At 31.0% G+C, this 25174-nt stretch carries 27 protein-coding genes; 13 read left to right on the top strand and 14 right to left on the bottom strand.

Annotated elements, in window-relative coordinates; all coding sequences use genetic code 11:
* Window positions 1-44 precede the first annotated feature (44 nt).
* On the top strand, window positions 45-1241 hold the full coding sequence (locus AC15TD_RS09265; RefSeq protein WP_484451861.1) for a zinc-dependent metalloprotease: 1197 nt from the start codon (window positions 45-47) through the stop codon (window positions 1239-1241).
* Here AC15TD_RS09265 and AC15TD_RS09260 read toward each other — a convergent pair whose 3' ends face one another.
* Window positions 1242-2279, bottom strand: a complete 1038-nt coding sequence (locus tag AC15TD_RS09260; protein WP_484451860.1) for a quinone-dependent dihydroorotate dehydrogenase — start codon at window positions 2277-2279, stop codon at window positions 1242-1244.
* Window positions 2280-2379: 100 nt separating this feature from the next.
* On the opposite strand from AC15TD_RS09260, the gene pepT reads away from it, so the two are divergent.
* The 3 genes from pepT to AC15TD_RS09245 all read left to right on the top strand — a co-directional run bounded on the left by pepT (window position 2380) and on the right by AC15TD_RS09245 (window position 4696).
* Window positions 2380-3612 (top strand): peptidase T, encoded by a 1233-nt coding sequence (gene pepT / locus AC15TD_RS09255; RefSeq protein WP_484451859.1) that lies wholly within the window; start codon window positions 2380-2382, stop codon window positions 3610-3612.
* Window positions 3613-3706: 94 nt separating this feature from the next.
* Window positions 3707-4543, top strand: coding sequence for a mechanosensitive ion channel family protein (locus tag AC15TD_RS09250; protein WP_484451858.1), 837 nt, complete (start codon window positions 3707-3709; stop codon window positions 4541-4543).
* A gap of 18 nt (window positions 4544-4561) precedes the next feature.
* Complete coding sequence (locus tag AC15TD_RS09245; protein ID WP_484451906.1) at window positions 4562-4696, top strand: hypothetical protein; 135 nt, start codon at window positions 4562-4564, stop codon at window positions 4694-4696.
* A gap of 51 nt (window positions 4697-4747) precedes the next feature.
* Here AC15TD_RS09245 and yajC read toward each other — a convergent pair whose 3' ends face one another.
* The 3 genes from yajC to nusB form a co-directional block, all read right to left on the bottom strand.
* Window positions 4748-5041 carry a preprotein translocase subunit YajC gene (gene yajC, locus AC15TD_RS09240; protein WP_484451857.1) on the bottom strand — a complete coding sequence of 98 codons (294 nt, stop codon included), beginning with the start codon at window positions 5039-5041 and terminating at the stop codon, window positions 4748-4750.
* A gap of 24 nt (window positions 5042-5065) precedes the next feature.
* Window positions 5066-5554, bottom strand: a complete 489-nt coding sequence (locus AC15TD_RS09235) for a DUF1573 domain-containing protein (RefSeq protein WP_484451856.1) — start codon at window positions 5552-5554, stop codon at window positions 5066-5068.
* Window positions 5555-5636: 82 nt separating this feature from the next.
* The gene (nusB, locus tag AC15TD_RS09230; RefSeq protein ID WP_484451855.1) at window positions 5637-6581 is read right to left on the bottom strand and encodes a transcription antitermination factor NusB; all 945 of its coding nucleotides are present in this window, start codon (window positions 6579-6581) and stop codon (window positions 5637-5639) included.
* 234 nt (window positions 6582-6815) lie between these two features.
* On the opposite strand from nusB, the gene AC15TD_RS09225 reads away from it, so the two are divergent.
* Together AC15TD_RS09225 and AC15TD_RS09220 are read left to right on the top strand one after the other, a co-directional pair.
* Window positions 6816-8582: an ABC transporter ATP-binding protein gene (locus tag AC15TD_RS09225; RefSeq protein WP_484451854.1), complete on the top strand. Its 1767-nt coding sequence runs from the start codon at window positions 6816-6818 to the stop codon at window positions 8580-8582.
* A 151-nt stretch (window positions 8583-8733) separates the two neighbouring features.
* Window positions 8734-9123: a PUR family DNA/RNA-binding protein gene (locus AC15TD_RS09220; protein ID WP_484451853.1), complete on the top strand. Its 390-nt coding sequence runs from the start codon at window positions 8734-8736 to the stop codon at window positions 9121-9123.
* Between the two features lie 54 nt (window positions 9124-9177).
* Here AC15TD_RS09220 and AC15TD_RS09215 read toward each other — a convergent pair whose 3' ends face one another.
* Genes AC15TD_RS09215 through AC15TD_RS09205 form a run of 3 tightly spaced genes read right to left on the bottom strand, consistent with a single transcriptional unit; the run spans window position 9178 to window position 11459 of the window.
* On the bottom strand, window positions 9178-10212 hold the full coding sequence (locus tag AC15TD_RS09215) for a 1-acyl-sn-glycerol-3-phosphate acyltransferase (protein ID WP_484451852.1): 1035 nt from the start codon (window positions 10210-10212) through the stop codon (window positions 9178-9180).
* Entirely contained in the window at window positions 10206-11117 is a 912-nt protein-coding gene (locus tag AC15TD_RS09210) for a bile acid:sodium symporter family protein (RefSeq protein WP_484451851.1), read from the bottom strand. The genes AC15TD_RS09215 and AC15TD_RS09210 overlap by 7 nt, the downstream gene beginning before the upstream one ends.
* Before the next feature lie 6 nt (window positions 11118-11123).
* Window positions 11124-11459 (bottom strand): tRNA-binding protein, encoded by a 336-nt coding sequence (locus AC15TD_RS09205; protein WP_484451850.1) that lies wholly within the window; start codon window positions 11457-11459, stop codon window positions 11124-11126.
* 46 nt (window positions 11460-11505) lie between these two features.
* On the opposite strand from AC15TD_RS09205, the gene AC15TD_RS09200 reads away from it, so the two are divergent.
* The gene (locus tag AC15TD_RS09200; RefSeq protein WP_484451849.1) at window positions 11506-12066 is read left to right on the top strand and encodes a thioredoxin family protein; all 561 of its coding nucleotides are present in this window, start codon (window positions 11506-11508) and stop codon (window positions 12064-12066) included.
* Here AC15TD_RS09200 and AC15TD_RS09195 read toward each other — a convergent pair.
* The 4 genes from AC15TD_RS09195 to AC15TD_RS09180 form a co-directional block, all read right to left on the bottom strand.
* A complete protein-coding gene (locus tag AC15TD_RS09195) occupies window positions 12063-12545 on the bottom strand; it encodes an N-acetyltransferase family protein (protein WP_484451848.1) in 483 nt (160 codons plus the stop codon). The genes AC15TD_RS09200 and AC15TD_RS09195 overlap by 4 nt on opposite strands.
* Before the next feature lie 70 nt (window positions 12546-12615).
* Entirely contained in the window at window positions 12616-14229 is a 1614-nt protein-coding gene (locus AC15TD_RS09190; protein WP_484451847.1) for a lipocalin-like domain-containing protein, read from the bottom strand.
* 181 nt (window positions 14230-14410) lie between these two features.
* On the bottom strand, window positions 14411-15100 hold the full coding sequence (locus AC15TD_RS09185; protein WP_484451846.1) for a tetratricopeptide repeat protein: 690 nt from the start codon (window positions 15098-15100) through the stop codon (window positions 14411-14413).
* A 143-nt stretch (window positions 15101-15243) separates the two neighbouring features.
* A complete protein-coding gene (locus tag AC15TD_RS09180) occupies window positions 15244-16176 on the bottom strand; it encodes a peptidylprolyl isomerase (protein WP_484451845.1) in 933 nt (310 codons plus the stop codon).
* Window positions 16177-16277: 101 nt separating this feature from the next.
* On the opposite strand from AC15TD_RS09180, the gene AC15TD_RS09175 reads away from it, so the two are divergent.
* Window positions 16278-16715: a hypothetical protein gene (locus AC15TD_RS09175; RefSeq protein ID WP_484451844.1), complete on the top strand. Its 438-nt coding sequence runs from the start codon at window positions 16278-16280 to the stop codon at window positions 16713-16715.
* A gap of 5 nt (window positions 16716-16720) precedes the next feature.
* Here AC15TD_RS09175 and AC15TD_RS09170 read toward each other — a convergent pair whose 3' ends face one another.
* A complete protein-coding gene (locus AC15TD_RS09170; protein ID WP_484451843.1) occupies window positions 16721-18919 on the bottom strand; it encodes a RecQ family ATP-dependent DNA helicase in 2199 nt (732 codons plus the stop codon).
* A 212-nt stretch (window positions 18920-19131) separates the two neighbouring features.
* On the opposite strand from AC15TD_RS09170, the gene AC15TD_RS09165 reads away from it, so the two are divergent.
* From AC15TD_RS09165 to lptB, 4 genes are all read left to right on the top strand, one after another.
* The gene (locus tag AC15TD_RS09165; protein ID WP_484451842.1) at window positions 19132-20097 is read left to right on the top strand and encodes a KpsF/GutQ family sugar-phosphate isomerase; all 966 of its coding nucleotides are present in this window, start codon (window positions 19132-19134) and stop codon (window positions 20095-20097) included.
* A 23-nt stretch (window positions 20098-20120) separates the two neighbouring features.
* Entirely contained in the window at window positions 20121-20921 is an 801-nt protein-coding gene (tatC, locus tag AC15TD_RS09160; RefSeq protein WP_484451841.1) for a twin-arginine translocase subunit TatC, read from the top strand.
* Window positions 20914-21261, top strand: a complete 348-nt coding sequence (locus tag AC15TD_RS09155; protein WP_484451840.1) for a carboxymuconolactone decarboxylase family protein — start codon at window positions 20914-20916, stop codon at window positions 21259-21261. The genes tatC and AC15TD_RS09155 overlap by 8 nt, the downstream gene beginning before the upstream one ends.
* A 70-nt stretch (window positions 21262-21331) precedes the next feature.
* A complete protein-coding gene (gene lptB / locus AC15TD_RS09150) occupies window positions 21332-22072 on the top strand; it encodes an LPS export ABC transporter ATP-binding protein (protein ID WP_484451839.1) in 741 nt (246 codons plus the stop codon).
* Here the strand turns inward: lptB and AC15TD_RS09145 are convergent.
* Window positions 22069-22968 carry a DUF808 domain-containing protein gene (locus AC15TD_RS09145; protein WP_484451838.1) on the bottom strand — a complete coding sequence of 300 codons (900 nt, stop codon included), beginning with the start codon at window positions 22966-22968 and terminating at the stop codon, window positions 22069-22071. The two genes, lptB and AC15TD_RS09145, sit on opposite strands and share 4 nt — an antisense overlap.
* A gap of 17 nt (window positions 22969-22985) precedes the next feature.
* On the bottom strand, window positions 22986-23726 hold the full coding sequence (locus AC15TD_RS09140; RefSeq protein WP_484451837.1) for a CDP-alcohol phosphatidyltransferase family protein: 741 nt from the start codon (window positions 23724-23726) through the stop codon (window positions 22986-22988).
* Between the two features lie 126 nt (window positions 23727-23852).
* Here AC15TD_RS09140 and AC15TD_RS09135 point away from each other — a divergent pair, with 126 nt between their 5' ends.
* Window positions 23853-24923: a putative type IX sorting system protein PorV2 gene (locus tag AC15TD_RS09135; protein ID WP_484451903.1), complete on the top strand. Its 1071-nt coding sequence runs from the start codon at window positions 23853-23855 to the stop codon at window positions 24921-24923.
* Window positions 24924-25174 lie beyond the last annotated feature (251 nt).

Genomic DNA, 25174 nt, shown 5'->3' with positions numbered 1-25174 from the left:
ATAGAAAGTTGATTGTAATTACATTTAATTAATACTTCGTCCCAATGAAAGTTTTTATTTGTAATCTTAAGATCATTCTTTTTATAATTGTTGCTACAACGACCTTTCATGTACAATCCCAAAATAACTTAAATAAGAGCTGTGGGACCAATACTTCTGCGGAAACTCTTAAATATTTTAACGATATAAAACCTCAATTAAAAAACTATCAATCACAGTTTTTAAATTTAAAATCAAAAGGGAGTAATTCTTCAAAAGGTAATAGTTCAAAAAACCTTTCAAAGAAATATATACCTATTAAAGCACATATTATTAGAACTTCTGATGGCACAAACGGTATAAGTGAACTTGAACTTGAGGAAGCTATTACGAATCTAAACGAAACATTTGGTGGTGCATTTATGGAGTTTTTTCTCTGTAATGGAATTAATTTTATAGATAGTGATGATTTTTACCAATTTAAAACAACAAATGAAAAATTATTAATTCAAGATTATTATACATCGGGTGTGATTAATATTTATTTTACAGACTTAATTAAAAATTCGTCTGACGAAAATATTTGTGGTTATACATATAGCAACAAAGTTTTTGATATTATACTAATGCAAAATGATTGTGCTACAAATGGTTCTTCATTGGCCCACGAAGTGGGACATTTCTTTTCTTTAATTCATACACATGGTGTCGATAATTCTAATTTAACTTCTGAATTAGTAAACGGTAGCAACTGTAGTAGCGACGGTGATCAAATTTGTGATACACCTGCAGACCCTAAGTTAACTGCTGAAAATGTAAATAATTTTTGCAGGTATATTGGTACCCAAACGGATGCTAATGGAGATTTGTATGCCCCAAATACTAAAAATATCATGTCTTATGCTTACAAGGGTTGTCGTTCTTATTTTTCCGAAGAACAACTTGCAAGAATGTATGCCTACTACATGACTGCCAAAGACTACTTAACTTGTGATGAATCGACCGATGAAATTTCTAGAACAGAATCAAAAGATGAATCAGACATTAAAGTATATCCAAATCCTATTTCAGGGAACCTCCTTTATGTTAAATTGAATAATAAAGAATCGAATTATTTTGAAATTTCTAACTTGATGGGACAAGTCTTTGTTTCTGGAATCTTAAAAAATGAGCCAATACAAGTCGATCATTTATCTTCTGGATCTTATATTATCACAATCACTAATAAAGATTCAAAAATCATAAAAAGGTTTATTAAATAGCTAAATATATTTTTTAAGAAGTTCTTTATTAATAGCTTTAACTAGTTTGGGTCCTTCATAAATAAACCCGGTATATAACTGAATTAAATCGGCTCCAGCCTCTATTTTTTCTATGGCATCTTTAGGAGAATGAATACCACCAACACCTATAATTGGAAACGCCTTCTTACTTTTCTCTGATAGATATTTTATAACATCTGTACTTTTATCTTTTATGGGCTGACCACTTAAACCTCCATTTCCTATGACTTTTAAGAGCTCTTGAGATGCTTTTAACCCTTGCCTATCAATGGATGTGTTACTAGCAATCACACCATCTAATTTGGTTTCGATTACTAAGTCAACTATTTCATCTAATTGCGTATTATTTAAATCGGGTGCAATTTTTAAAACAATTGGTTTTTGCTTTTTAAAACTTTTATTAGCTTTTTGCACCTCTTTAATAAGCTCTTCTAAATAAGCTTTATCATTTAATTTGGCATGACTACTTACATTGGGGCAACTTACATTAAGCACAAAATAATCTACAAAAGGATGCAAAGCCTTAAAACAGTCTAAATAATCCTTAGTGTAATCCTCGGGTTTAGTAGCTGTATTCTTTCCAATATTCCCTCCAATAATAACATGTCCTTTATTTTTTCTGAGATGATCAACAATTACTTCAACACCTTCATTGTTAAAACCCATTCTGTTAATTATCCCTTGATCATCTTTTAATCTAAACAAACGCCTTTTGGGATTGCCAATTTGTCCTTTAGGTGTTACTGTACCTATTTCAATAAAACCAAATCCAAAATGTGATAGTTCATTATACAAAACTGCATTCTTATCAAAACCAGCTGCTAACCCAACGGGGTTTTTAAAAGTGAGTCCAAAAACATGACGTTCTAACCTTGAATCTTCAACAGTATATACTGATTTAATTAATTGGGTAACTAGAGGAATCTTATTAATAAAACGAATTAAAGAAAAGGTAAAATGATGAACTTGCTCAGGATCGAACCAAAATAAGATAGGACGGATAATTGATTTGTACATCTAAGTTGTTTTGCTGTGCAAAAATACTATTCATTTCTAAATAAATACGTATTAGCTTTTTAAAAATTAGTAGTATTTTTGAAAGAACTAAAATTATATCATGCAACACATTATAAATAGATTTATTAGTTATATTACTGTAGATACTCAGTCAGACCCTAAATCTGAGAGTACGCCAAGTACAAAAAAACAATGGGATTTAGCCAATAAACTGTTTGAAGAACTAAAAACTATAGGCTTGCAAGACGTCACTATTGATGATAACGCCTATATTATGGCTACCTTACCTAGTAATGTAAAACATCAGGTTCCAACCATTGGGTTTATTGCTCATTTTGATACGTCTCCAGATTATTCTGGCACTAATGTTAATCCTCAAATTATAAAAAACTACGATGGAAAAGATATTGTTTTAAATGCCGAAGATGATATTATTCTATCACCAGATTATTTTGAAGATTTATTACAATACAAAGGTCAAACTTTAATTACAACAGATGGAACAACGTTGCTTGGCGCCGATGATAAAGCAGGGATTTGTGAGATTGTTTCGGCTATGGAATATTTAATAAAGCATCCCGAAATAAAACATGGAAAAATTCGTGTTGGTTTCACTCCTGATGAAGAAATTGGTCGTGGTGCACACAAATTTGATGTAGAAAAATTTGGTGCAGATTGGGCCTATACCATGGATGGCAGTCAGATTGGTGAGTTAGAATATGAAAATTTTAATGCGGCTGGAGCAGTGGTAAAAGTAAAAGGAAAAATAGTACACCCAGGGTATGCTAAAGGCAAAATGATAAACTCTATGTACATTGCACAAGAGTTTATAAACTCATTGCCACGTTTAGAAACTCCAGAGCATACAGAGGGTTACGAAGGTTTTTTTCATTTATCTTCAATTAAAGGTGAAGTAGAAGAAACTGTCTTGGAATATATTATTAGAGACCATGATAGGGGTCATTTTGAAGCTAGAAAAGAAGTCATCCAAAAATTAGCTGATGAGCTAAATTCACAATATGGAAGAGAGGTTATAGAAATAAGTATTAAAGATCAATATTACAATATGAAAGAAAAGGTTGAACCCGTGATGCATATTGTTGATATTGCCGAAGAAGCGATGAAGCAATTAGCTATCAAACCTATAATTAAAGCCATTCGTGGCGGGACAGATGGGGCACAACTAAGCTATATGGGCTTGCCTTGTCCTAATATTTTTGCTGGAGGACATAACTTTCATGGACGTTATGAATATTTACCTATTGAAAGCATGGTAAAAGCAACAGAAGTAATTTGTAAGATTGCTGAATTGACAGCTCAAAAAAGTAATTAACCTTTCAAGAGTTGTGTTTATTCATATTAACAATTTATAAAACGACTAGAATTTTATTTTGCCAAGGCATTATTAATACTAATAAATGAATCCTATGGAAACCATAAATGACATATTACAATTTGAATTAATTAACTCCGGACAATATAAACTAAGAGTTGTTACATTGTTTATGGTACTATTAATTATTATCATAATAAAAGTGTTGCTATGGCTAATTAAAAAATCGCTCTTTCGTAAAAGCAGGTTAAAACAATTTGATAGTGGAAATACATATTCATTATTCCAAATCATCAAATATGTCATGTGGGTAGTTGCTGTTGGTTTTATTTTAGAAACAATAGGAGTAAAAGTTACCGTATTAATTGCAGGTTCTGCGGCCTTACTTGTTGGAATTGGTCTCGGTTTACAACAAACATTTAATGATGTTATATCCGGAATAATTCTGCTCTCTGAGAGGTCCATTAAAATAAATGATGTCTTAGAAATAGATGGTGATGTTGTAAAAATTCAAGAGATTGGATTACGTACTTCAAAAGGATTAAATAGAGATGATATTTCAATTATAATTCCTAACTCACTTATCACAACTAATAAAGTAATAAACTGGAGTCATCAATCAAAAAAAACCCGCTTTAGAATAGATGTCGGAGTTTCTTATGGTAGCGATGTGGATTTAGTAATTAAAATACTTGAAGAAAGCACATTTGAACATCCCGATATCTTTAATAGAGAATTAACTGAAGCAAGACTTGTTAATTTTGGAAATTCATCATTAGACTTTCAGGTTTTGTTTTTTAGTAAAAATATTTTTAGAATCAGTAAAGTAAAGAGTGATATTAGGAGAAATATTAATAGGAAATTTATTGAAAATAATATTACAATCCCATTCCCTCAAATGGACTTGCATTTAAAATCTAAAATAAATTAAATTGACTAAAATAAATCAATGAGAAAAATAAGTTCCGTTGAAGAATATATAGAAACTGCTAAACGGGAGGCTACAGTAAAAAGTCGTTTAGAGAAAATAAAACCCATGATTTTAAAAGGCATTGGGTTGAATGATAAATACAAAAATTGTTAAAAACGAAAAAGCTTCCAATTTTGGAAGCTTTTTATAGTCTATAATTTATTATTACTTCTTTTTTGCAGGAGGTGCATTTAAAGCAGAACTCAATTCCATTGAGATGGCAGAACGCTCAAACTTTACTTTACCAGACATGGTTTCAATAATACAGGTATTATCTTTATCACCTAGTTCTAATATTTTACCATGCAAACCACTTTTTGTAATTATTTTATCCCCTTTTTTTAATTCTGCTGCAAATTTCTTTTCTTTTTTAGCACGTTTCATTTGTGGTGCAATCATAAAGAAATACACAACTACAAACATTAAGATAAACGGTAAAAATTGTCCTATATCACCCATTTTTTATAAATATATTTATTATTGTTAGTTAGTTCTAAGTGGTCCTTGTACTTGAGCCGTTTTATTTGGATCTGCTTTCACAAAAGCTGTTATTTTAACAACTTCAGAACCTTTTTCTGTATTGGCAGTTACTGTAATGGTTTTTGTTATTTTATTTGAACCACTGCCGTTAAATTTTACCGAAAATTTACCTGATTCACCTGGAGCTAAAGGTTCTCTACTCCAATCTTTAGGAACCGTACAACCACAAGAACTTTTAATATTAGTAATAACTAAAGGAGCATCACCAACATTAGTGTAACTAAATTCTGTTTCTACTGATTGACGGGCTTCAATTTCACCAAAATCATGCTCCATTTTATCAAATTCAAGCACTGGGAATTTATTTGAATTTGCATCTCTTTCTGCCGCAACGACTACATTACTTTCATTAATTTTTTTAGTAGCATCTTCTTTACAAGAAGTAAAGGATATTAAACCCAAAGCAGCTATTCCTAATATAACTTTTTTCATAATTTATGTTTTACTATTTGGTTTGTAAAAGTAACAATTATTTAATCTATTTAAAATTTTTTAGTCCTTTCTTAACAGAAAACTACATGAGCCCTCGCCCCATTTTTTTTAGCTTTCCTTCGTTCTCATATTCTTTAACCAATTTGTCTAAAATACCATTGATAAAAATGCTGCTTTTTGGCGTCGAATATTCCTTAGCTATTTCTAAATACTCATTAATCGTCACCTTTACAGGTATTGAAGAAAAATTTAAAAATTCACAAATAGCCATTTGCAATAAGACAAAATCAACATTGGCAATTCTATCTTTATCCCAATTTTTTGTTTTCAGTTCAATTTCATTATTTAAAACGTCTTGGTTCAAAATAGTCTTCCTAAACAAATCAATAGCAAACTGTTTATCCTCTATATCTTTATATAATTTCGGTGTAAAATAACTATCTGACAAGGTTGATTTGGCTTTTCTTAAGAGTTTTAAGATAGTCGTATTTACGGTAGGAAGATCATCTAACCAAGTTAGGTTTCTATCTTCAATATACTCGTAAAGCTTATCGTTAGGAGCAATAACTTCTTTATAAATATCAACTAAAAACTCTTTATCTTCTTTAAAATCAGATACTCTAGTTTTCATATATTCCTTATATAAATCACTTGAAATAATAGCCTTAAAAATCACATCAACATACTCACTATCTAACTCCCAATCAACAACTTTATACGTTTTTACTTTATGTTTTAAAGCGCTGTTTTCTTTTAGAATTTCAAATAGTTGATTATTTACAAACTTTCTATTGGGATCTTTATCTTCTTGAGTTGCTAAATGCTTTTTTTGCTTTTTACTTAAATCAGTTTCTGCTCTTTTTTGAACTTCAAGCAAAAGAGAAATCAATAATAAATAAAGGTTATACATATTATCGATACTAAAAAGTAAAAACTTTTCATTTTTACTAAAATCATCACCCTCACTTCCTTTAAAAGCATATAGCGTCTGCATCACTTTTACACGAATATGTCTTCTGTTTAGCATATTTATAAAGAACTTATTTTTATTTAAAAGGTAAAAGAATCATTTCTTTTAAAGCGCAAAAATAATACTATTTTAAAAAGAACGTTGACAATTTCTGTTTTTATTATTCCAAAATTAGTTTAAGTTATTTTTAACAGACCTAACAAGGGTTTCAGTTATTTTATAGTGTTTAATGCTGTATCTTTGCCATTTCCTACATTAAGAAACAGATAAAAGATAACGGCACCCCTTTAAATGAAAGAATTACAGCATTTAAACAAATACTTTTTAAAATATAAATGGCATTTAGTAATAGGTGTTATTATAACCATTATAGCAAGAATATTTCTATTATTTACACCACGTTACGTTAGAAAAATATTTGAAGTTATTGAAAAATATAAAAAGAATTTAAGTTCTGGAGAAAACACGATTCAATCAGAACTTGCTGAAATTATTTTCTATATAATAGGAGCTGCTATTATTGCTGGTCTTTTAAGTTTTTTAATGCGGCAAACAATTATTAATGTCTCTAGATATATCGAATATGATTTAAAAAATGAAGTGTATCAACATTACCAAAAACTATCTTTAAATTTTTATAAGAAGAATAGAACAGGCGATTTAATGAACCGTATAAGTGAAGATGTAGGTAGAGTTAGAATGTATGTTGGCCCGGCTTTAATGTATAGTATAAATACGATTACGCTTTTTATAATTGCCATTCTTTATATGTATAGAGAAGCCCCATCACTTACGCTTTATACAATTATTCCTTTACCCATATTATCTATTGCTATTTATAATTTAAGTCGAGAAATTCATAAACGTAGTACTATTGTTCAACAATATTTATCGAAATTATCAGAATTTACTCAAGAATCATTCAGTGGTATTTCAGTCATAAAAGCGTATGGCATAGAACCACAGACGTCTAAAAGTTTTAATGAGCTTTCAACCGCTAGCAAGCAAAAACAGTTGAGTTTAGTTAAGGTTCAAGCTCTTTTTTTTCCAATGATGATATTACTTATCGGCGTTAGTAATTTAGTGGTCATTTACATTGGGGGCATGCAATATATTAATGGTCAAATTGAGAGTTTGGGAACCATAGCAGAATTTATTATTTATGTTAACATGCTTACATGGCCAGTCGCTACGGTTGGTTGGGTGACATCTATAGTTCAACAAGCTGAGGCATCTCAAAAGCGAATTAATGAATTTTTAAAAATTGAACCCGAAATTAAAAATAACGTTCAGGAACATACCACTGTTACTGGAGACATTGTTTTTGAAAATGTAGTTTTTACCTATGATGATACTAATATAAATGCCTTGAAGGGTGTTAGTTTCAGTATTAATCATGGAGAAACACTCGCCATTTTGGGTAAAACTGGTTCCGGTAAATCAACTATTTTAGACTTAATTGGTAGATTGTACGATATTGATAAAGGTTCTATACAGGTGAATGGACTAGAAATTTCAAAACATCATTTAACCGATTTAAGAAACGCCATTGGATATGTACCTCAAGATGCATTTTTATTTTCTGATACGATAAAAAATAATATAAAATTCGGTAAAGAAGAAGCGACTGATGAAGAGGTTATTGAAGCTGCTAAGCAGGCACATGTTCACAAGAATATTGTGAAGTTTAATAATGGTTATGAAACTATTTTGGGAGAACGTGGCATAACGCTTTCTGGCGGGCAAAAACAGCGTGTTTCAATTGCTAGAGCAATTATTAAAGATCCAGAAATTTTGTTGTTTGATGATTGTCTTTCTGCTGTTGATACGGAAACAGAAGAAAAAATATTAAAAAATTTAAATAAAGTCTCTAAAGGAAAAACTACCATTATTGTGGGACATAGAGTCTCATCAGCAAAAAATGCAGATAAAATTATTGTCTTAGATAATGGGAAAATTGTACAAGAAGGCACCCATGATACGCTTGTAAATATTGATGGATATTACAAACATCTATATTTGAAACAATTAAGCGAAAATACAAATGAAAATCATTAAGTTCTCTCATTTTTACCATGTTTATTTTTGTGTACTGATTATCAACTAATAAAAATTCATATTAAAAGAATGTTATTAATTTGTTGGTTAATAGCAGTTTTTTTCAGATTTTTGATAGATATAATTATAATCATATAAATTTTAATACAATATGGGTACACATGACATGATGGAGAAAGAGGAAATTTTTTCTAAAGTATTAAGAGCCGGAAGACGAACGTATTTTTTTGATGTAAGAGCTACAAAAGCTGATGATTACTATCTTACCATTACAGAAAGCAAAAAATTTACAAATGATGATGGTTCTTTTCATTACAAAAAACACAAAATATACATTTATAAAGAAGACTTCTCTGAATTTAAAGAAATTTTAGCTGAAATGACAGATTTTATCATTAATGAAAAAGGTGATGAAGTTATTAGTGAACGCCACCAAAAAGACTTTAAAAAGGAGTATGATACTGAATCTAAAGATAACAAAGAGGAAGAAGACATCAAATCTGCAGAAAGTTTTACGGACATTAGCTTTGACGATATTTAGTCTTTAAATTTTATAAAAAAAATCAAACCGCTATTTTTAGCGGTTTTTTTATGCTCAAATCTTAACTGCAATTAACGCCAAAACGAATACCGAAAGAAGATAAACAAATGCAATAAAAAAACCTAAAACATTTATTAAGCACAAAGTGATAATAAACAAATAAATAGGTACCAGCGTTACGGATAGAGCAAATCTAAAGGTTGAAACAAACTCAATTTCCTTTATTTTAGGTTCTACAAGAAATTTCCATACTAAATAAGGCAATAAAATATTTAGCTTTAAAACCCATAATAGTAACGTTTTAAGACCAGTGAATTTAGGCTTTTTATCAATTGAACAATCTTTAAAATTATTTGAGATACAAGAATTCACAGCTTCAGGATCTAAAAAATTAACTCGTATGGTTTCTAGCTTACTTAAAATGGCGTTATAATTATCTGTTGGAATATGGGTTGTAAGTTTACATATTGACCGATGCACTAAGCTTTTTAATTTTAAAACCGCTTCGTTTTTTTTATAAGAAGTAAAGTCATGAAAGGCAATAGGTTCACCCACATGAACACTTACTTCATCAATAAAATATTCTGCATGCTTGTAATTCAGTCCAATAGGAACTAATTGTAAATCTAAACTTGGATTTATATCACTCGATTCAAAAATAATTCGTGTAAAGCCCTTACTTAGAGGTCTCACTGTTCGCTTTAAATTATGATTGCCTTCAGGAAAAATAACGACTGACTCATTATGATTAAGTAACTGCGAACAGGTATTAAAAACATCATGGTTTTTAGTGATGGTTTTTATGCCATCTCTAATTCTATAAACTGGAATCATTCTTAAACTTTTTAATATATTACTAATAATTGGAGAATTAAATACAGAAGCTCTTGTTAAGAAATAAGAAAATCGCTTGGTTTTAGTCGCTATAATTAGTGCATCCATTAATGCGTTTTGATGGTTTGCGAGTATTAAAACTGGCTTATTATGGGGCATTTTATGGAAATTAACTTTGTGAATTTTTTTATAATAAAAGAATAGGCCTAAACGTATATAAGCCCTTACCGTATATATCCAAAATATTTTTAACACGCCACAAGTTTTTCAGACTTCTTAGACCAATATAATGCAAGTAATAATCCAGAAATAATATGCCAGATCCCCCAAAATGCAGCCATAATAGCCATTCCTCCTAATCCATTAAAGAAAGTAAAAATTAACAAAAGTCCTAGTCCAGAATTTTGAATTCCTGTTTCAATAGCTAATGTTTTTTGATTTCTAAAAGACAAACCGAAAATTTTGGCCACTAAAAATCCTAATAAAATTGCTAAAAAATTATGGCTAATTCCTAATAGTAAGACATGATGAACATATGTATTGAATACATCCAAATTGTTTGTAAACGCTATAATAACGATACAAATAAATAAAATAATTGAAAACGGGCTCAAAATTCTAGAAAGTTTAATCGCCAGTAATTCATTTTTTTGTCTTAACCACATTCCTGAAAATAATGGAATTCCTAAAATTAGCAACACTAGTTTTACAATTTCAAAAGGTTCTACCTGTACGTTTTTTAAAATTTCTGAAGTAGGTTCATATAAATTACCATAAAGTTCAAAGTTAAAAGGCGTCATAAACATGGCCAAAAAAGTTGCGAAGGCCGTTAAGCTAACGGACAAAGCAGAATTTCCTTTTGCCAAATGCGTCATAAAATTTGAAATATTTCCGCCAGGACACGCTGCAACCATCATCATACCTAATGCAATACTTGGTTGCGGTTTTATTAAAACAATGAGTAAAAAAGTAAAAAATGGTAATAAGACAAATTGAGACAATACACCTAACAACACTAATTTAGGTTCTTTTAATAAACGCTTAAAATCCTCAATAGAAATTCCTAAAGACACTCCGAACATTACTATAGCAAGTGCTATATTTAAAATCCAAAGACTGCTATTATCAAAATGGATTTGAACACTATCTAAGTCATTCATATAAATTTAAGCTACAGTTGAACCATTTTTAACTTTATTCTCCGAATTTAAAAGAATCACATCCTTTCCTTTAACAGCACCAAGTACTAAACATTCACTCATAAATTTAGCGATTTGCTTATTTGGAAAATTAACAACAGCTACAATCTGTTTATTCAATAATTCATCTTTTGTATATAAACTTGTAATTTGCGCAGATGATTTTTTTACACCTAAATCACCAAAATCTATGGTTAGTTGATACGCAGGATTTTTAGCTTCGGGAAAATCATTGACTTCAATAATGGTTCCTATACGCAAATCTACTTTAGTAAAATCTTCAAAAGTTATTGTTTGGCTCATTTTTTAAAAATACAAATAATCACGAACTTAGCATAAAACTTTTTTTATGGCAAATACTCCTTCAAATATGATTGCTTTAGGAACAAAAGCACCTTATTTTTCGCTTCTAGATACTGTTTCTGGACACATTTTAAGTCTGAATGAACTTCAAGGCTCGAAAGGAACCGTTATAATGTTTATCTGTAATCATTGTCCGTTTGTGATTCACATTAATACAGAATTAGTAACTATTGCTAACACCTATTTAAAAAAGGGAATCAGATTTATCGCTATTTCTAGTAATGATGTGATTAATTATCCTCAGGATGGACCAGATAAAATGAAAGTTCATGCAGAAAACGAGCACTATCCGTTTCCTTATTTATACGACGACACTCAAGAAGTGGCGAAGGCTTACAATGCAGCTTGCACACCGGACTTATATCTTTTTGATTCCCACTTGAAATTAACTTATAGAGGACAGTTAGACGATTCCAGGCCAGGAAATAACATTCCTATCACAGGTCATGACTTGAAACATGCTTTAAATTGTTTAATTGAAGATAAAGAAAATACGTTGCCCCAAAAACCAAGTATTGGTTGTAATATTAAATGGAAACATAATTAAAAGGTTAATTGCCAAAAACCGACATCATGCCAACTTCCAAATTTTAACCCCGTTTCTTTTAAATGAGCCACTTGTTTAAATCCAAATTTTTCATGAAGTTTTATACTTGCTTCATTAGGTAAGGTTAATACCCCTAAAACCACATGAAACTTCTCCTGCTTTAATAATGACAATAATTCAGTATACAACTTAGTTCCTATTTGCTTTCCGTAGGTTCCATGTTTCACATACACCGTCGACTCAACCGTTTGATTATACGCTGGTTTAGGTCTAAACTTACTTCCATATGCATACCCCAAAATTTCATTGTTTTCTTCATAAATAATAAAAGGATAGTCCGTCATAATACTTTTGATTTTCTCAGTAAACCTATCTAAAGACAATGCTTCAAGATCGAAAGTAGTGACCGTGTTCAATACATAATAATTATAAATATTGAGGAGTGTTTGGGCATCAGAGATTGTTACAGGTCTAATCATTTCTTATATTAAATTGATCATTTCAATGAAACAAATATAAGATTATGCGCTTTTAAAAAATACTCGTTCATTATTTTTTCACAAACTTTATAACATGCTGAACGTTCTTAGAGGATATTTGTAAGAAATAAATTCCTTTAGATATAGAGGCCGTATTTAAGGTTTGAACTAATAAATTATCGGTCTTCTTTGTTGATATAATACGACCATTAATATCCATAATTGAAATGGTGCTATCAACTAATGGTTGTTGAAATTCTAAGCTTATCTCGTGATCTACAGGATTCGGATATACCTTCATATTTTTTCTGTCAAAATCAAAGGCTGATAAGGTCACCGAAAATGATGAAGCGCTTACAACTTCCTTGTTTAAAGTATTATCAATCGAATACGATTTTACTTTAAACCAAACATCATTACCATTTGTAAGACCAGATCCATCCCAAGTATAAGATGAAGTTGTTAAACCTGTCACAATGGATGTGAATGCAACATTGTCTGTGCTATACTCTAAATCATATAATAAAGGCCTACCATCATCTGGATTATTCACAGTCCATGTAATAGGATTTGAGGTGTTATAAACACCGCTGCTAGGACTATTAATACTAACATCTGGATGCTCATAATCATGCAGTAGTTCTGCAAAACCAATACCTGTAACATCTGTTCCATCAATAGTTCCTGTTATAGTTACAGCACCTTCAAAAAAACGAAACGATAATTCTGTAATATCGACTTCTGAAGTTGTATGATTGGCAGTAATAATTAAATCAATATTTTGCGAAATCGATGTTAGATGCCATTTTTTTGAATAACTTTTTTGATTATCTGGTGTAAAGAAATATTCTAAACGTTCTATTTCAAAATCACTAATTGTATATTGGGTAGACTCATCCACATAGGCGGAAAAAATTTTATATTTAGGGTCATTAGGTATTGTTCTTTCTGCTGTAAAAATATTCCAAAGATTTAAATCGGTTCCGTTATCAAGTTGCAAGCTAAACCATTCATATTTTTCTCCTGTAAACGGATTAAAATCCCCATATTGCCTATCAATCCAAGCGGTTCCTGAAACATTTTCTGTAACTCCATTTAAAGTGAATGTTCCCGATAAATCGTTTCCAGTTTGTGAATAATAATAGGTGTTATTTACTGATCCTTGATCGAAATTACCATCACCAGCTAATATAAGAGGTCTTTTGGTGGTTTCTAATTCAAAATTTATACTAGCGGTTAAACTGGATGCCGATAACTCATATTGAAACGGCAAGGGATTGCTGCTACCATCTAATTTATTACGCCAATATTCTGTTCCAGTAGCTATATTTAAACCTGTTATTGACATAGATGAATAACTAGTTATAGGGAGTGTTTGTTGATAAAATTCTCCTGTAGCTTCATCTGTGATATTTAAAATTCTAAACCCTTCGAAATTGAAAAATAAATAAGTAACTGGATAATAAAAATAGGTTAGCATATAGCTATATTCTTTTCCAGAAGTAGCCCCTGTAAAATGTCCTGAGGTATACCACCATTCAACAGGTTCATTTATATGTCGGCCTTCATCTATTGGAAAATCAATTAAACTTCCACCACCTGGATTGTATGGATAGGTTTTCCAGTCTTGTGCTGATAAACTAAAAGATATTATGAACAATAAAATTGTAATTCTTGATATCATAGGATTGGTTTTTAATTCTGAAATGTATAAGGAACTTTAAAACAATACAAGAATTTAAGACTAATGACTAATTTTATGGTATAACAAGTTTAATCAAGCATTAAAAAAAGTGATAAACTAAAAAACCAATTGAGAACCTATTGTTTTTAACATTACTACTTCTAAGTAGTGCAACAATATATTATTTCTCTTTGTAATTGTTTACATATTCCTTAGCCCGTTTATTTCCGTTATTTAATTCTAATACTTTTTTATAATTATAAAATGCTTGGAGACTATCACCACTATTTAAATAAGCGTCTGCTAAACTATCATAAGCATTATCACTGTCAGGAAATAAGGCAACATTGATTTTAAAGACACCAATGGCGTCATCAATCTTTTTTTCTCTCAGAAACTTATAACCCATGCGATTAAAATCGCCTTCATTTATAAAAACACTTGTTGAATCTCGTTTTTTAATATCTAAATATCCTAAAAGTGCTTTATCATATTCCCTGTCTTTTAATAGCATACTTGGTGTTTTAAAGGAATCAGCAACTTTTAAATAATCATAAGAAATACTATTTTCGTCTGCTTCAGATACTATAGACAAATAGCGTTCTTTTGTTTCTGGATGCTCAACAAAATGAAGTTTCCTATACATATCTGCAACAAAAAAAGTATTTTCATCTAAAATTACAGGTTCAATATTATCTGCACCTCTCCATTTTAAATACAATTTTTTATTCTGATAATAGACGTCAATAACCTCATCATCATTAAATAAATAGCGCCCAGAGGTTTTTTCTATATATTCTGGAGAATAATCTATGTTTTTAGAACAACCATATAAAGCAGTTATAATAAATAAATAAAAAAGAATTCTCATTTTATTTCTTTTTGGTTAATTAATTAGTACTAAAATATAAGCAAAAAAAAGTCTCATTATAAATGAGACGATTTTTTTTTGTGTTCGTTACTTACTTTAGCAAAAATTACGGTAACTAATTTACTTTTTAAATTTATAGCGATTTATTTTACATCCATAAGCTCTACGTCAAAAATCAACGTTGCATCTGGTGGAATAACACCACCTGCACCACTGCTGCCATAACCCAAATTACTTGGAATTACAAAACGTGCCTTATCACCTACTTTTAATAAAAGAATTCCTTCATCCCACCCTGAGATTACCTGACCAACTCCCACTTGAAAATCGATGGGTTGATTGCGCTTATATGAAGAATCAAACACTGTTCCATCTGCTAATTGCCCTTTATAATGAACAGAAACCATATTTCCTGATTCCGCTTTTTTACCGCTACCTTTTTGAATAATTTGATAACGTAATCCACTCTCAGTTTCTTTAAAACCTTTAGCTAACTTATCTAATTCCGCTTTTGCAGCTTTTTTAGCCTCAGCTATTTTTTGCTCTCTGGCGCCTTCAAAGGTTCTAAAGGCTTCAATTGAATTGTAAGCTTCAGCTTCCTCTCCTACTCTAATAATTTCTAAACTTTCAATTTTATCTCCTTGAACAATAGCGTCAACCACATCTTGACCTTCAACAACTTTACCAAAAACAGTATGTTTATTATCTAACCAAGGTGTTGCAATATGTGTGATAAAAAATTGACTACCATTGGTTCCAGGACCAGCATTAGCCATTGATAAAACTCCCGGACCATCATGTTTTAAATCCACATGAAATTCATCATCAAATTGATACCCTGGATTTCCCCCTCCAGTTCCTTGCGGGCATCCTCCCTGAATCATAAAATCTGGAATAACTCTGTGGAATTTTAATCCAGCATAATAAGGAGTTCCTTGTGGTTTTACAGAATTTTCTAAATTACCTTCTGCCAAAGACACAAAATTACCAACTGTTCCCGGTGTTTTTTTGTATTCTAAAGCCACTAAAATTTCGCCTTTATTAGTATTAAATTTTGCGTATAATCCGTCTTGCATTTTTCTATTTTTATATTGACGTTGCAAATATATGAAATGATTTAAGAATATAGTTTTGTGCTTTATAATTATAATTCTAGTTTTACAAAAAACATTTTTTTATGAAATTTAAGTTAGATAAAATCTTAGCGGCTTTTGGTCGTGCTCCTTCCAAGGAGGAAACTCATGTTGAAAATTATACCGAGGATATTATGAACTCTATAGATGAGGAAGCCTTCGCAATTTCTGAACAGAATGTTCTTTTTTCAAAAATTTCAGAATTGGGAGGTTATTATTATGTGATAAGTATAGTTGTAGGTACTTTTAAAATCAAAACTAAAAAAGGTGCTCATCTTAGTATAGAAGGGGAGGATTTTAATTTGATATTAAATTCTGATATAGAGGAATTTGAATCAGATTATTCAAATGAATCTAATCGATTTATTACAAGAATAGATTTTCAAATTGAAAAAGAAGATGTTCCAAAATTTGATAAAAAAAACATCAAAACTTTAAAATTATCAGCGAAAAAACAAGATGTTATTTTTACTACTATCTAAAAAAATTAGTTTGCCACTTCACTAATAAATTTAATACGATATAAACGCAGCTCCTCATCATCGTAATCACCATCAAATTCATCAATAGCTTTATCTATATTGTCTGTTGGAGATTCCATAAAGTAGTCATGAATTTCTTCCTGTTGATCTTCGTCTAAAATATCATCAATCCAATAATTAATATTCAATTTGGTGCCAGAATATACAATAGCTTCCATTTCTTTAATAAAATCTCTCATAGACATTCCTTTGGAAGAAGAAATATCATCTAACGGTAATTTTCTATCTATATTCTGAATAATATAAAGTTTTATAGCCGAGTTACTTCCAGTAGATTTAACCACTAAATCATCCGGACGAATTATATCGTTTTCTTCAACATAGTTGGCTATTAAAGTCACAAAATCTTTTCCATATTTCTTAGCTTTCCCCTCGCCGACCCCTTGAACATTCGAAAGTTCTGATAAAGTAATTGGATATTTAAGAGCCATGTCTTCTAATGAAAATTCTTGAAAAACGGCATAAGGTGGCACGCCACTTCTCTTGGCAACATGCCGTTGTAAATCTTTAAGCATCCCCATTAAAACAGTATCCGCAACGGCTCCTGAACCTTTTGAAGATGTAATAATACCAGTATCATTCGAATCACTATCAAAAATATGATCTTCAGTCATCATAAAAGATTTTGGGTTTTTTATAAAATCTTTACCTGATTCATTCAGTTTAATAACGCCATAGGTCTCAATATCTTTTTTTAGATAACCTGCAACTAACACTTGCCTCAACAACGCCATCCAATACTTATTTTCTTTATTTTTACCTTTACCAAAAAATGGTTGTTCACTAGTTTTATGAGATTTTATTAATGCGTTTTCCTTTCCTATTATAACACTCACTAAATCTTTAGACTTATACTTTTCATTGGTTTTTTGGACTGTTTCTAAAAGGAGTTTAGCTTCATCTTGCGCTTCATGCTGTTTTTTAGGGAAACGCACATTATCATCCATATCACCACCTTCACCCGTTTTAGTATCAAATTCTTCTCCAAAATAATGAAGGATAAATTTTCTTCTTGAAATAGATGTTTCTGCAAACGCCACTACTTCTTGTAATAATGCCTGACCTATTTCTTGCTCAGCAACCGGCTTACCAGACATAAATTTCTCTAATTTTTCTATGTCTTTATAGGCATAAAAGGCCAAGCAATGACCTTCACCTCCGTCACGTCCTGCCCTACCTGTCTCTTGGTAATAGCTTTCAATACTTTTTGGAATATCATGATGTATTACAAATCGAACATCTGGTTTATCAATACCCATTCCAAAAGCAATCGTAGCAACTACAACATCAACATCTTCCATTAAAAACTTATCTTGATGCCTTGAACGCGTTTTAGCATCTAATCCTGCATGATACGGCACTGCCTTGATACCATTTACCTGTAATACTTGAGCCAATTCTTCAACACGTTTTCTACTTAAACAATACACAATTCCAGATTTTGCATTATTTTGCTTTATAAACCGAATAATATCTGCATCTACGGTTTTAGTCTTTGGTCTTACCTCATAATATAAATTTGGTCTATTAAAAGATGCTTTAAATGTATTAGCCCCAGTAATGCCTAAGTTCTTAATAACATCTTCTTGAACCTTTGGCGTTGCCGTAGCTGTTAACGCAATAATTGGAATATTATCACCTATTCTTGAAATAATATGTCTTAAATTTCTATACTCTGGTCTAAAATCATGGCCCCATTCGCTAATACAATGTGCTTCATCTATAGCCATAAATGACACTTTTACTGAACGTAAAAAGTCTACATTTTCTTCTTTGGTAAGAGATTCTGGAGCTACATATAATAACTTGGTAATACCTTTAACAATATCTTCTTTAACACGCTTTATTTCAGTTTTGTTAAGAGATGAATTTAAAACATGTGCAATACCTTCTTCATTTGAAATACCTCTAATGGCGTCTACTTGATTTTTCATTAAAGCTATTAAGGGAGAAACAACAATAGCAGTCCCTTCTTGCATTAATGCAGGTAACTGATAACAAAGCGACTTTCCGCCTCCTGTTGGCATTATTACAAATGTGTGATTACCTTCTATAATACTTTCAACAACACCTTCTTGTAGACCCTTAAATTTATTAAAACCAAAATATTTCTTAAGCGCAGAATGCAAGTCTTTATTAGACATTAAAATGAATTTTAAAAAAATTAATTTAAATAATTTAAACCCACTGTCATATTAAAATGAATAAATATTTAATTTTAATATGTGGATTTAGAGAACCCTCTTTTTTTCGTTAGTTTTGTACACCAAATTAAAAATTAAAAACTAATTTTAATCTGATTATCATTAAAGATAATAAAATCTTTAAAAGCACCTGCTAAAAAAAAAACAAAATTTTGAGCACCAATAAATCAATCATTAAAACTGCAAAGCAAACCATTGAACTTGAAAGTCGCGCGATATCATATTTATCTGAATTAGTTAATAATGATTTTGCCGAAGCCGTAAACCTTATTCATAACTCAAAAGGCCGAGTAATTATAACTGGAATAGGAAAAAGTGCTATTATTGCTACTAAAATTGTAGCCACTTTAAATTCCACGGGTACGCCATCGATATTTATGCATGCTGCTGATGCAATTCATGGTGATTTAGGACTTATTCTTGAAGATGATGTTGTTATTTTTATTTCTAAAAGTGGAAACACACCCGAAATAAAAGTGTTAGTTCCTTATATTAAGAGTGCGAAAAATAAAATGATTGCCATTACTGGTAATAAAGATTCCTTTTTAGGACAACAAGTTGACTATGTTTTAAATGCTTTTGTTGAAAAAGAAGCGTGTCCAAATAATCTAGCACCAACCACAAGTACAACCGCGCAATTAGTTATTGGTGATGCACTTGCTGTTTGCTTATTAGAATTGCAAGGTTTTTCTAGTAGAGATTTTGCTAAATATCATCCAGGAGGTGCATTAGGGAAAAAATTATATTTACGAGTTCATGATTTATCATCTGTTAATGAAAAACCTCAAGTAACCCCTGACACATCAGTGAAAGATGTTATTATTGAGATTTCAGAAAAAATGCTTGGTGTGACTGCTGTTACAGAAAACAACAAAATAATTGGGATTATAACAGATGGCGATTTACGTAGAATGCTTAGCAAGGTTGATAATATTTCTTCTGTAAAAGCAAAAGATATTATGAGTGTGAAACCCAAACGAATAGATTCAGATGCTATGGCCATAGATGCCATGGAAGTTATGGAAATACATGGTATATCGCAACTTCTTGTTGAAGAAAATGACAATTATGCAGGTGTTGTTCATTTACATGATTTAATAAAAGAAGGAATTATATAATGGCGAAGAAAAATGTAAACGAAATGTCATTTTTAGATCATCTTGAAGAATTAAGATGGCATTTAATTAAATCTGTATCAGCCATTATGTTGACTGCTACAGCTGCTTTTTTAGCGAAAGGATTTATTTTTGATGTAATTATATTTGGCCCATCAAAAGCTAGTTTTGTTACTTACTCGTTTCTTTGTGATATTTCACAATATATTGGTATGCAAGAAAGTTTTTGCTTTACAGAACTTCCTTTTGAAATTCAAAGTAGAACCATGGCAGGGCAATTTTCAGCGCATATATGGACAGCTATAACTGCTGGTTTCGTAGTGGCATTTCCTTATGTTATTTATCAACTATGGCTTTTTATAAGTCCCGGATTACATTCCGATGAACGGAAGCATTCCAGAGGTTTTATTATTATTTCATCTTTATTATTTTTTACTGGTGTATTGTTTGGCTATTATATTATTTGTCCTTTATCCATAAATTTTCTTGGAAGCTATCAAGTAAGTACTCAAGTGCACAATGATTTTGATTTAAATAGCTACATTGGTTTAATAAGAGCCTCTACTCTCGCTTCAGGACTAGTATTTGAGTTGCCAATCATTATCTATTTTTTAACTAAAGTTGGTATAGTAACACCCGAATTCCTTAAAAAATATAGAAAATATGCATTGGTAATTGTGTTAGTTTTATCGGCTATTATTACACCCCCAGATATTGCCAGTCAAGTCATCGTTGCTATCCCTATTCTTATACTTTATCAAGTAAGTATTTTAATTTCCAGAATAGTCGTTAGAAACCAAAAAAGAAAAGAAAAGAAACATGCCTAACATCGTTACAGAATTTAATGATTATCGTTCTAAAATGAACGATGAAATTCTTTCTGATAATAATAAAATTATCAAACGGATATTTAATTTAGACACCAATGCATATTCAGAAGGTGCTCTTGATGTTAAAACCAAAGAACTTTTAGGTTTGGTGGCGTCAACTGTACTTAGATGTGATGATTGCGTTAAATATCATTTAGAAACCTGTTATAAATTAGGCATATCCAAAGAACAAGTCGTTGAATCGTTGAGTATTGCTACCTTAGTTGGTGGTACCATAGTAATTCCGCATTTACGTCGTGCCTACGAGTTTTGGGATGCCTTAGAACAACAATTATAAATCAATTAAAATATGATTACCGCTTAATAGTCTATATGATTTTACTATTTTTAGCGTTCATTACTAATATATGATTTTAAGAGCCGAAAATTTAATGAAGTCCTATAGCGGACGAAAAGTTGTAAAAAACGTTACGCTTGAAGTAAATCAAGGAGAAATTGTTGGTTTGCTGGGTCCTAATGGAGCAGGTAAAACGACCAGTTTTTATATGATTGTCGGGTTAATAAAACCTAATGGGGGAAGTATTTTTCTAGATAATACTGAAATCACGAAATATCCTATGTATAAAAGAGCTCAAAATGGTATTGGATATTTGGCACAAGAAGCATCGGTTTTTAGAAAATTGAGTATCGAAGATAATATTTTAAGTGTGTTACAGCTTACAAAATTAAGCAAGAAAGAACAGCATTTAAAAATGGAATCGCTTATTGAAGAATTTGGTTTGGGTCATATTCGTAAAAACCGTGGTGATTTATTATCGGGCGGCGAACGTAGACGAACTGAAATTGCACGAGCCTTAGCAACCGATCCTAATTTTATATTGTTAGATGAACCTTTTGCTGGTGTTGATCCTGTAGCTGTAGAAGATATTCAGCGTATTGTAGCGCATTTAACCAAAAAAAATATTGGCATTTTAATTACGGACCACAATGTGCAAGAAACACTGGCCATTACAGATAGAACGTATTTAATGTTTGAAGGCAGTATTTTAAAAGCTGGTATTCCTGAAGAACTAGCTAACGACGAAATGGTTCGTAAAGTGTATCTTGGTCAGAATTTCGAGTTACGTAAAAAGAAGATTAGAGATTAAATCTTATCGGATTTTTGTAATAGCTTAAAAATTATTTTGAATAAAGTAACCACTAAAAAAGCGACTAATCCAACCATTAATCCTATAGTTAAATCTTTAATTGTTGAAGGGATATTTTCTAAAATATGATGAAAAAATTCAATATTATGAGAAAATATACCTCCAGCCACTAGTAACAAGGCTATCGTACCCGCTACGGATAAACTTTTTATAACCCATGGTAAAGTATTTATTAATAAATTACCTATGATGTGTGACATACTCTTTTTATTGTCATTCAAGAGTACTAATTTTAAGCCAAAATCATCCATTCTAACTATTAATGCTACAATGCCATAAACCCCAACAGTGGCAATAACAGCGACAATCGAAACGACTAAAACTTGAAATAAAATAGGTTTCCCGATAACGGTTCCTAGGGCAATAATGACTATTTCTACAGATAATATAAAGTCTGTAAAAATAGCTGACTTGATTTTTGCTTTTTCAGCAATAATTAGCTCTTCTTTAGATAATATAACATCGGTAATAGCATGTTCCTTCTTAATCTCCTTGTGTTTATGAGGGAAGAAAAAATGATAGACTTTTTCAAATCCTTCATAAGATAAATAAACACCTCCTAAAATTAAAGCCAACGTTACTCCCCAAGGTGCAAATGCGCTAAGTAAAAAGGCAATTGGCAAAATAATTAATTTATTACGTGCAGAACCTTTGGTTATAGCCCATAAAACGGGTAATTCTCTTGAGGAAACAAATCCAGTTGCTTTTTCTGCGTTTACAGCCAAATCATCTCCTAAAATACCTGCTGTTTTCTTAGTTGAAATTTTACTCATTACAACCACGTCATCCATAAGCGCTGCAACATCATCTAATAAAGCAAAAAAACCTGAAGCCATTTATTTCAATTAAAAAATTATTCCGAAAAAAAATTATCTAAAACAGACATGGAAATGTATAGTAAAATTATAACTGGTATCGCAGCGAACTGCAACAATATTAAAAGAATTAAACATAGAATGATGAAGGTATATCTTGATGCATTAGCCTTAAATCCCCATTCTTTAAACTTTAAAGCAAACAACTTAATATTTGAATTTAAAAGATAACAACTAAGTAGCGTCAACCCTATTAAAAACCATTTATTGATGATAATGGCATTCAGTAAATCACTATTTTGAAATTCGATTATTAAAGGAAGTGATATAATAAGTAAAGTATTGGCTGGGGTTGGAAGACCTTTGAAATAGGTTTGTTGATCTTCATCTATATTAAATTTTGCTAGTCTGTAGGCTGAGGCTAGAGTGATTAGTAACCCCAGAAGAGGAAATACCGTAATTTCTGAAAAGTCAAATAAAGAATCTGATGTTGCATCAGCATAATCCCATTCTGAATTTGATAAACTTATTAATTTATACATGATAATTCCTGGCACCAAACCGCTAGTAACCATGTCTGCCAAAGAGTCTAGCTGAACGCCCAATTCGCTTTGAACATTTAATTTTCGCGCTGCAAAACCATCAAAAAAATCAAAAAAGATTCCAAGAAATACAAAAAATGAAGCAGAAACAAAGTTGTTATTTACAGCAAAAATCACAGCAACACTTCCGCAAAACAAATTTAAAAGTGTCAATGCATTAGGTATATACTTTTTCATATATTCATATTTGTATGTTGTAAAAATAATAAACAATTTTCGTCTAAAACAACTATAAAACAATATCTATTAATATTTCAAGTTTATAGATAATAAATTATGTGCATATTTGTAGAAAAAATACGATTGAAGGCTTATATAACCACGTGCTTTTGTATTCTCTCATTGACATTTTTTGGCCAAACTGCCAGAAAATATTCTAATGAGTTTATGAATATCGGGGTTGATGCGGCGGCACTTGGCATGAGTAGCGCTGTAACGTCTCATACGGCCGACGTGAATGCCGGGTATTGGAACCCTGCTGGTCTGATGAATCTTGAAGATAATCAACTTTCGCTCATGCATTCCAGCTATTTTGCTAATATTGCTAATTATGATTATGTAGCATTTGCAAAACCGTTAGATGATAGAAGTACCATTGGGATTTCGTTAATTAGATTTGCTGTTGATGATATTTTAGATACTACGCAGCTTATTGATGACCAAGGAAATATTAATTATGACAGAATTAGTTTATTTTCTACAGCAGATTATGGATTAACATTTTCATACGCTAGAAAACTACCAGTTCAAGGACTTAATTATGGCGTTAATGCCAAAGTGATACGCAGAATTATTGGTGATTTCGCATCTTCTTGGGGATTTGGTTTAGATGTAGGCATCCAATTTGAAAGTGATAATAACTGGAAGTTTGGACTTATGGCAAGAGATATTACTACCACCTATAATGCCTGGAATATTAATGAAGATGAATTTGCTAAAGTTCAAAATGCCGTGGAAGGTCAGAATCAAGAACTACCGGAAACGACCGAGATCACCATTCCTAAATTACAAATTGGGATTTCAAAAAAAATGATATTCAATTATGACTACTCGCTTTTAACAGCTGTAAATTTAAATGTTCGATTTGAGGAAAATAATGATATTTTTTCGTCATCTTATGCAAGTGTAAATCCAGCTTTGGGGTTTGAATTTGGATATGTGGATATGGTTTATTTACGCGCTGGTGTTGGAAATTTTCAAAACGAACTACAAATTGATAATACCGACCAGTTAAGTTTTCAACCTAGTTTTGGTGTTGGCTTTAAATATAATGGTATACAAGTAGATTATGCGTTTACTGATATAGGAGACCAAAGTGTAGCGCTGTATTCCAATGTGTTTTCATTGAAACTCGATTTTAGTATCTTTAGATAATATATCACGTCTTTTTATGTTTAAAAATCTACTTACCACAGTCTCTCTTATATTTTTCACATACTCATTTTCGCAAACTTCTACCTTATCCAATGAGGTTAAAATTAGTGTGATTACTGTTGCTCCGGGTAGTTCATTGAATGATGCTTTTGGTCATAATGCGATAAGAATAAATGATCCAATCAAAAATTTAGATATCTCTTTTGATTATGGTCGCTTTGATTTTGATGCCCCTAATTTTTACTTAAATT

Source organism: Yeosuana sp., from assembly GCF_057126245.1.
Note: the sequence above shows the minus strand (reverse complement) of the source record. Positions and strands in the feature narration are given on the sequence as shown.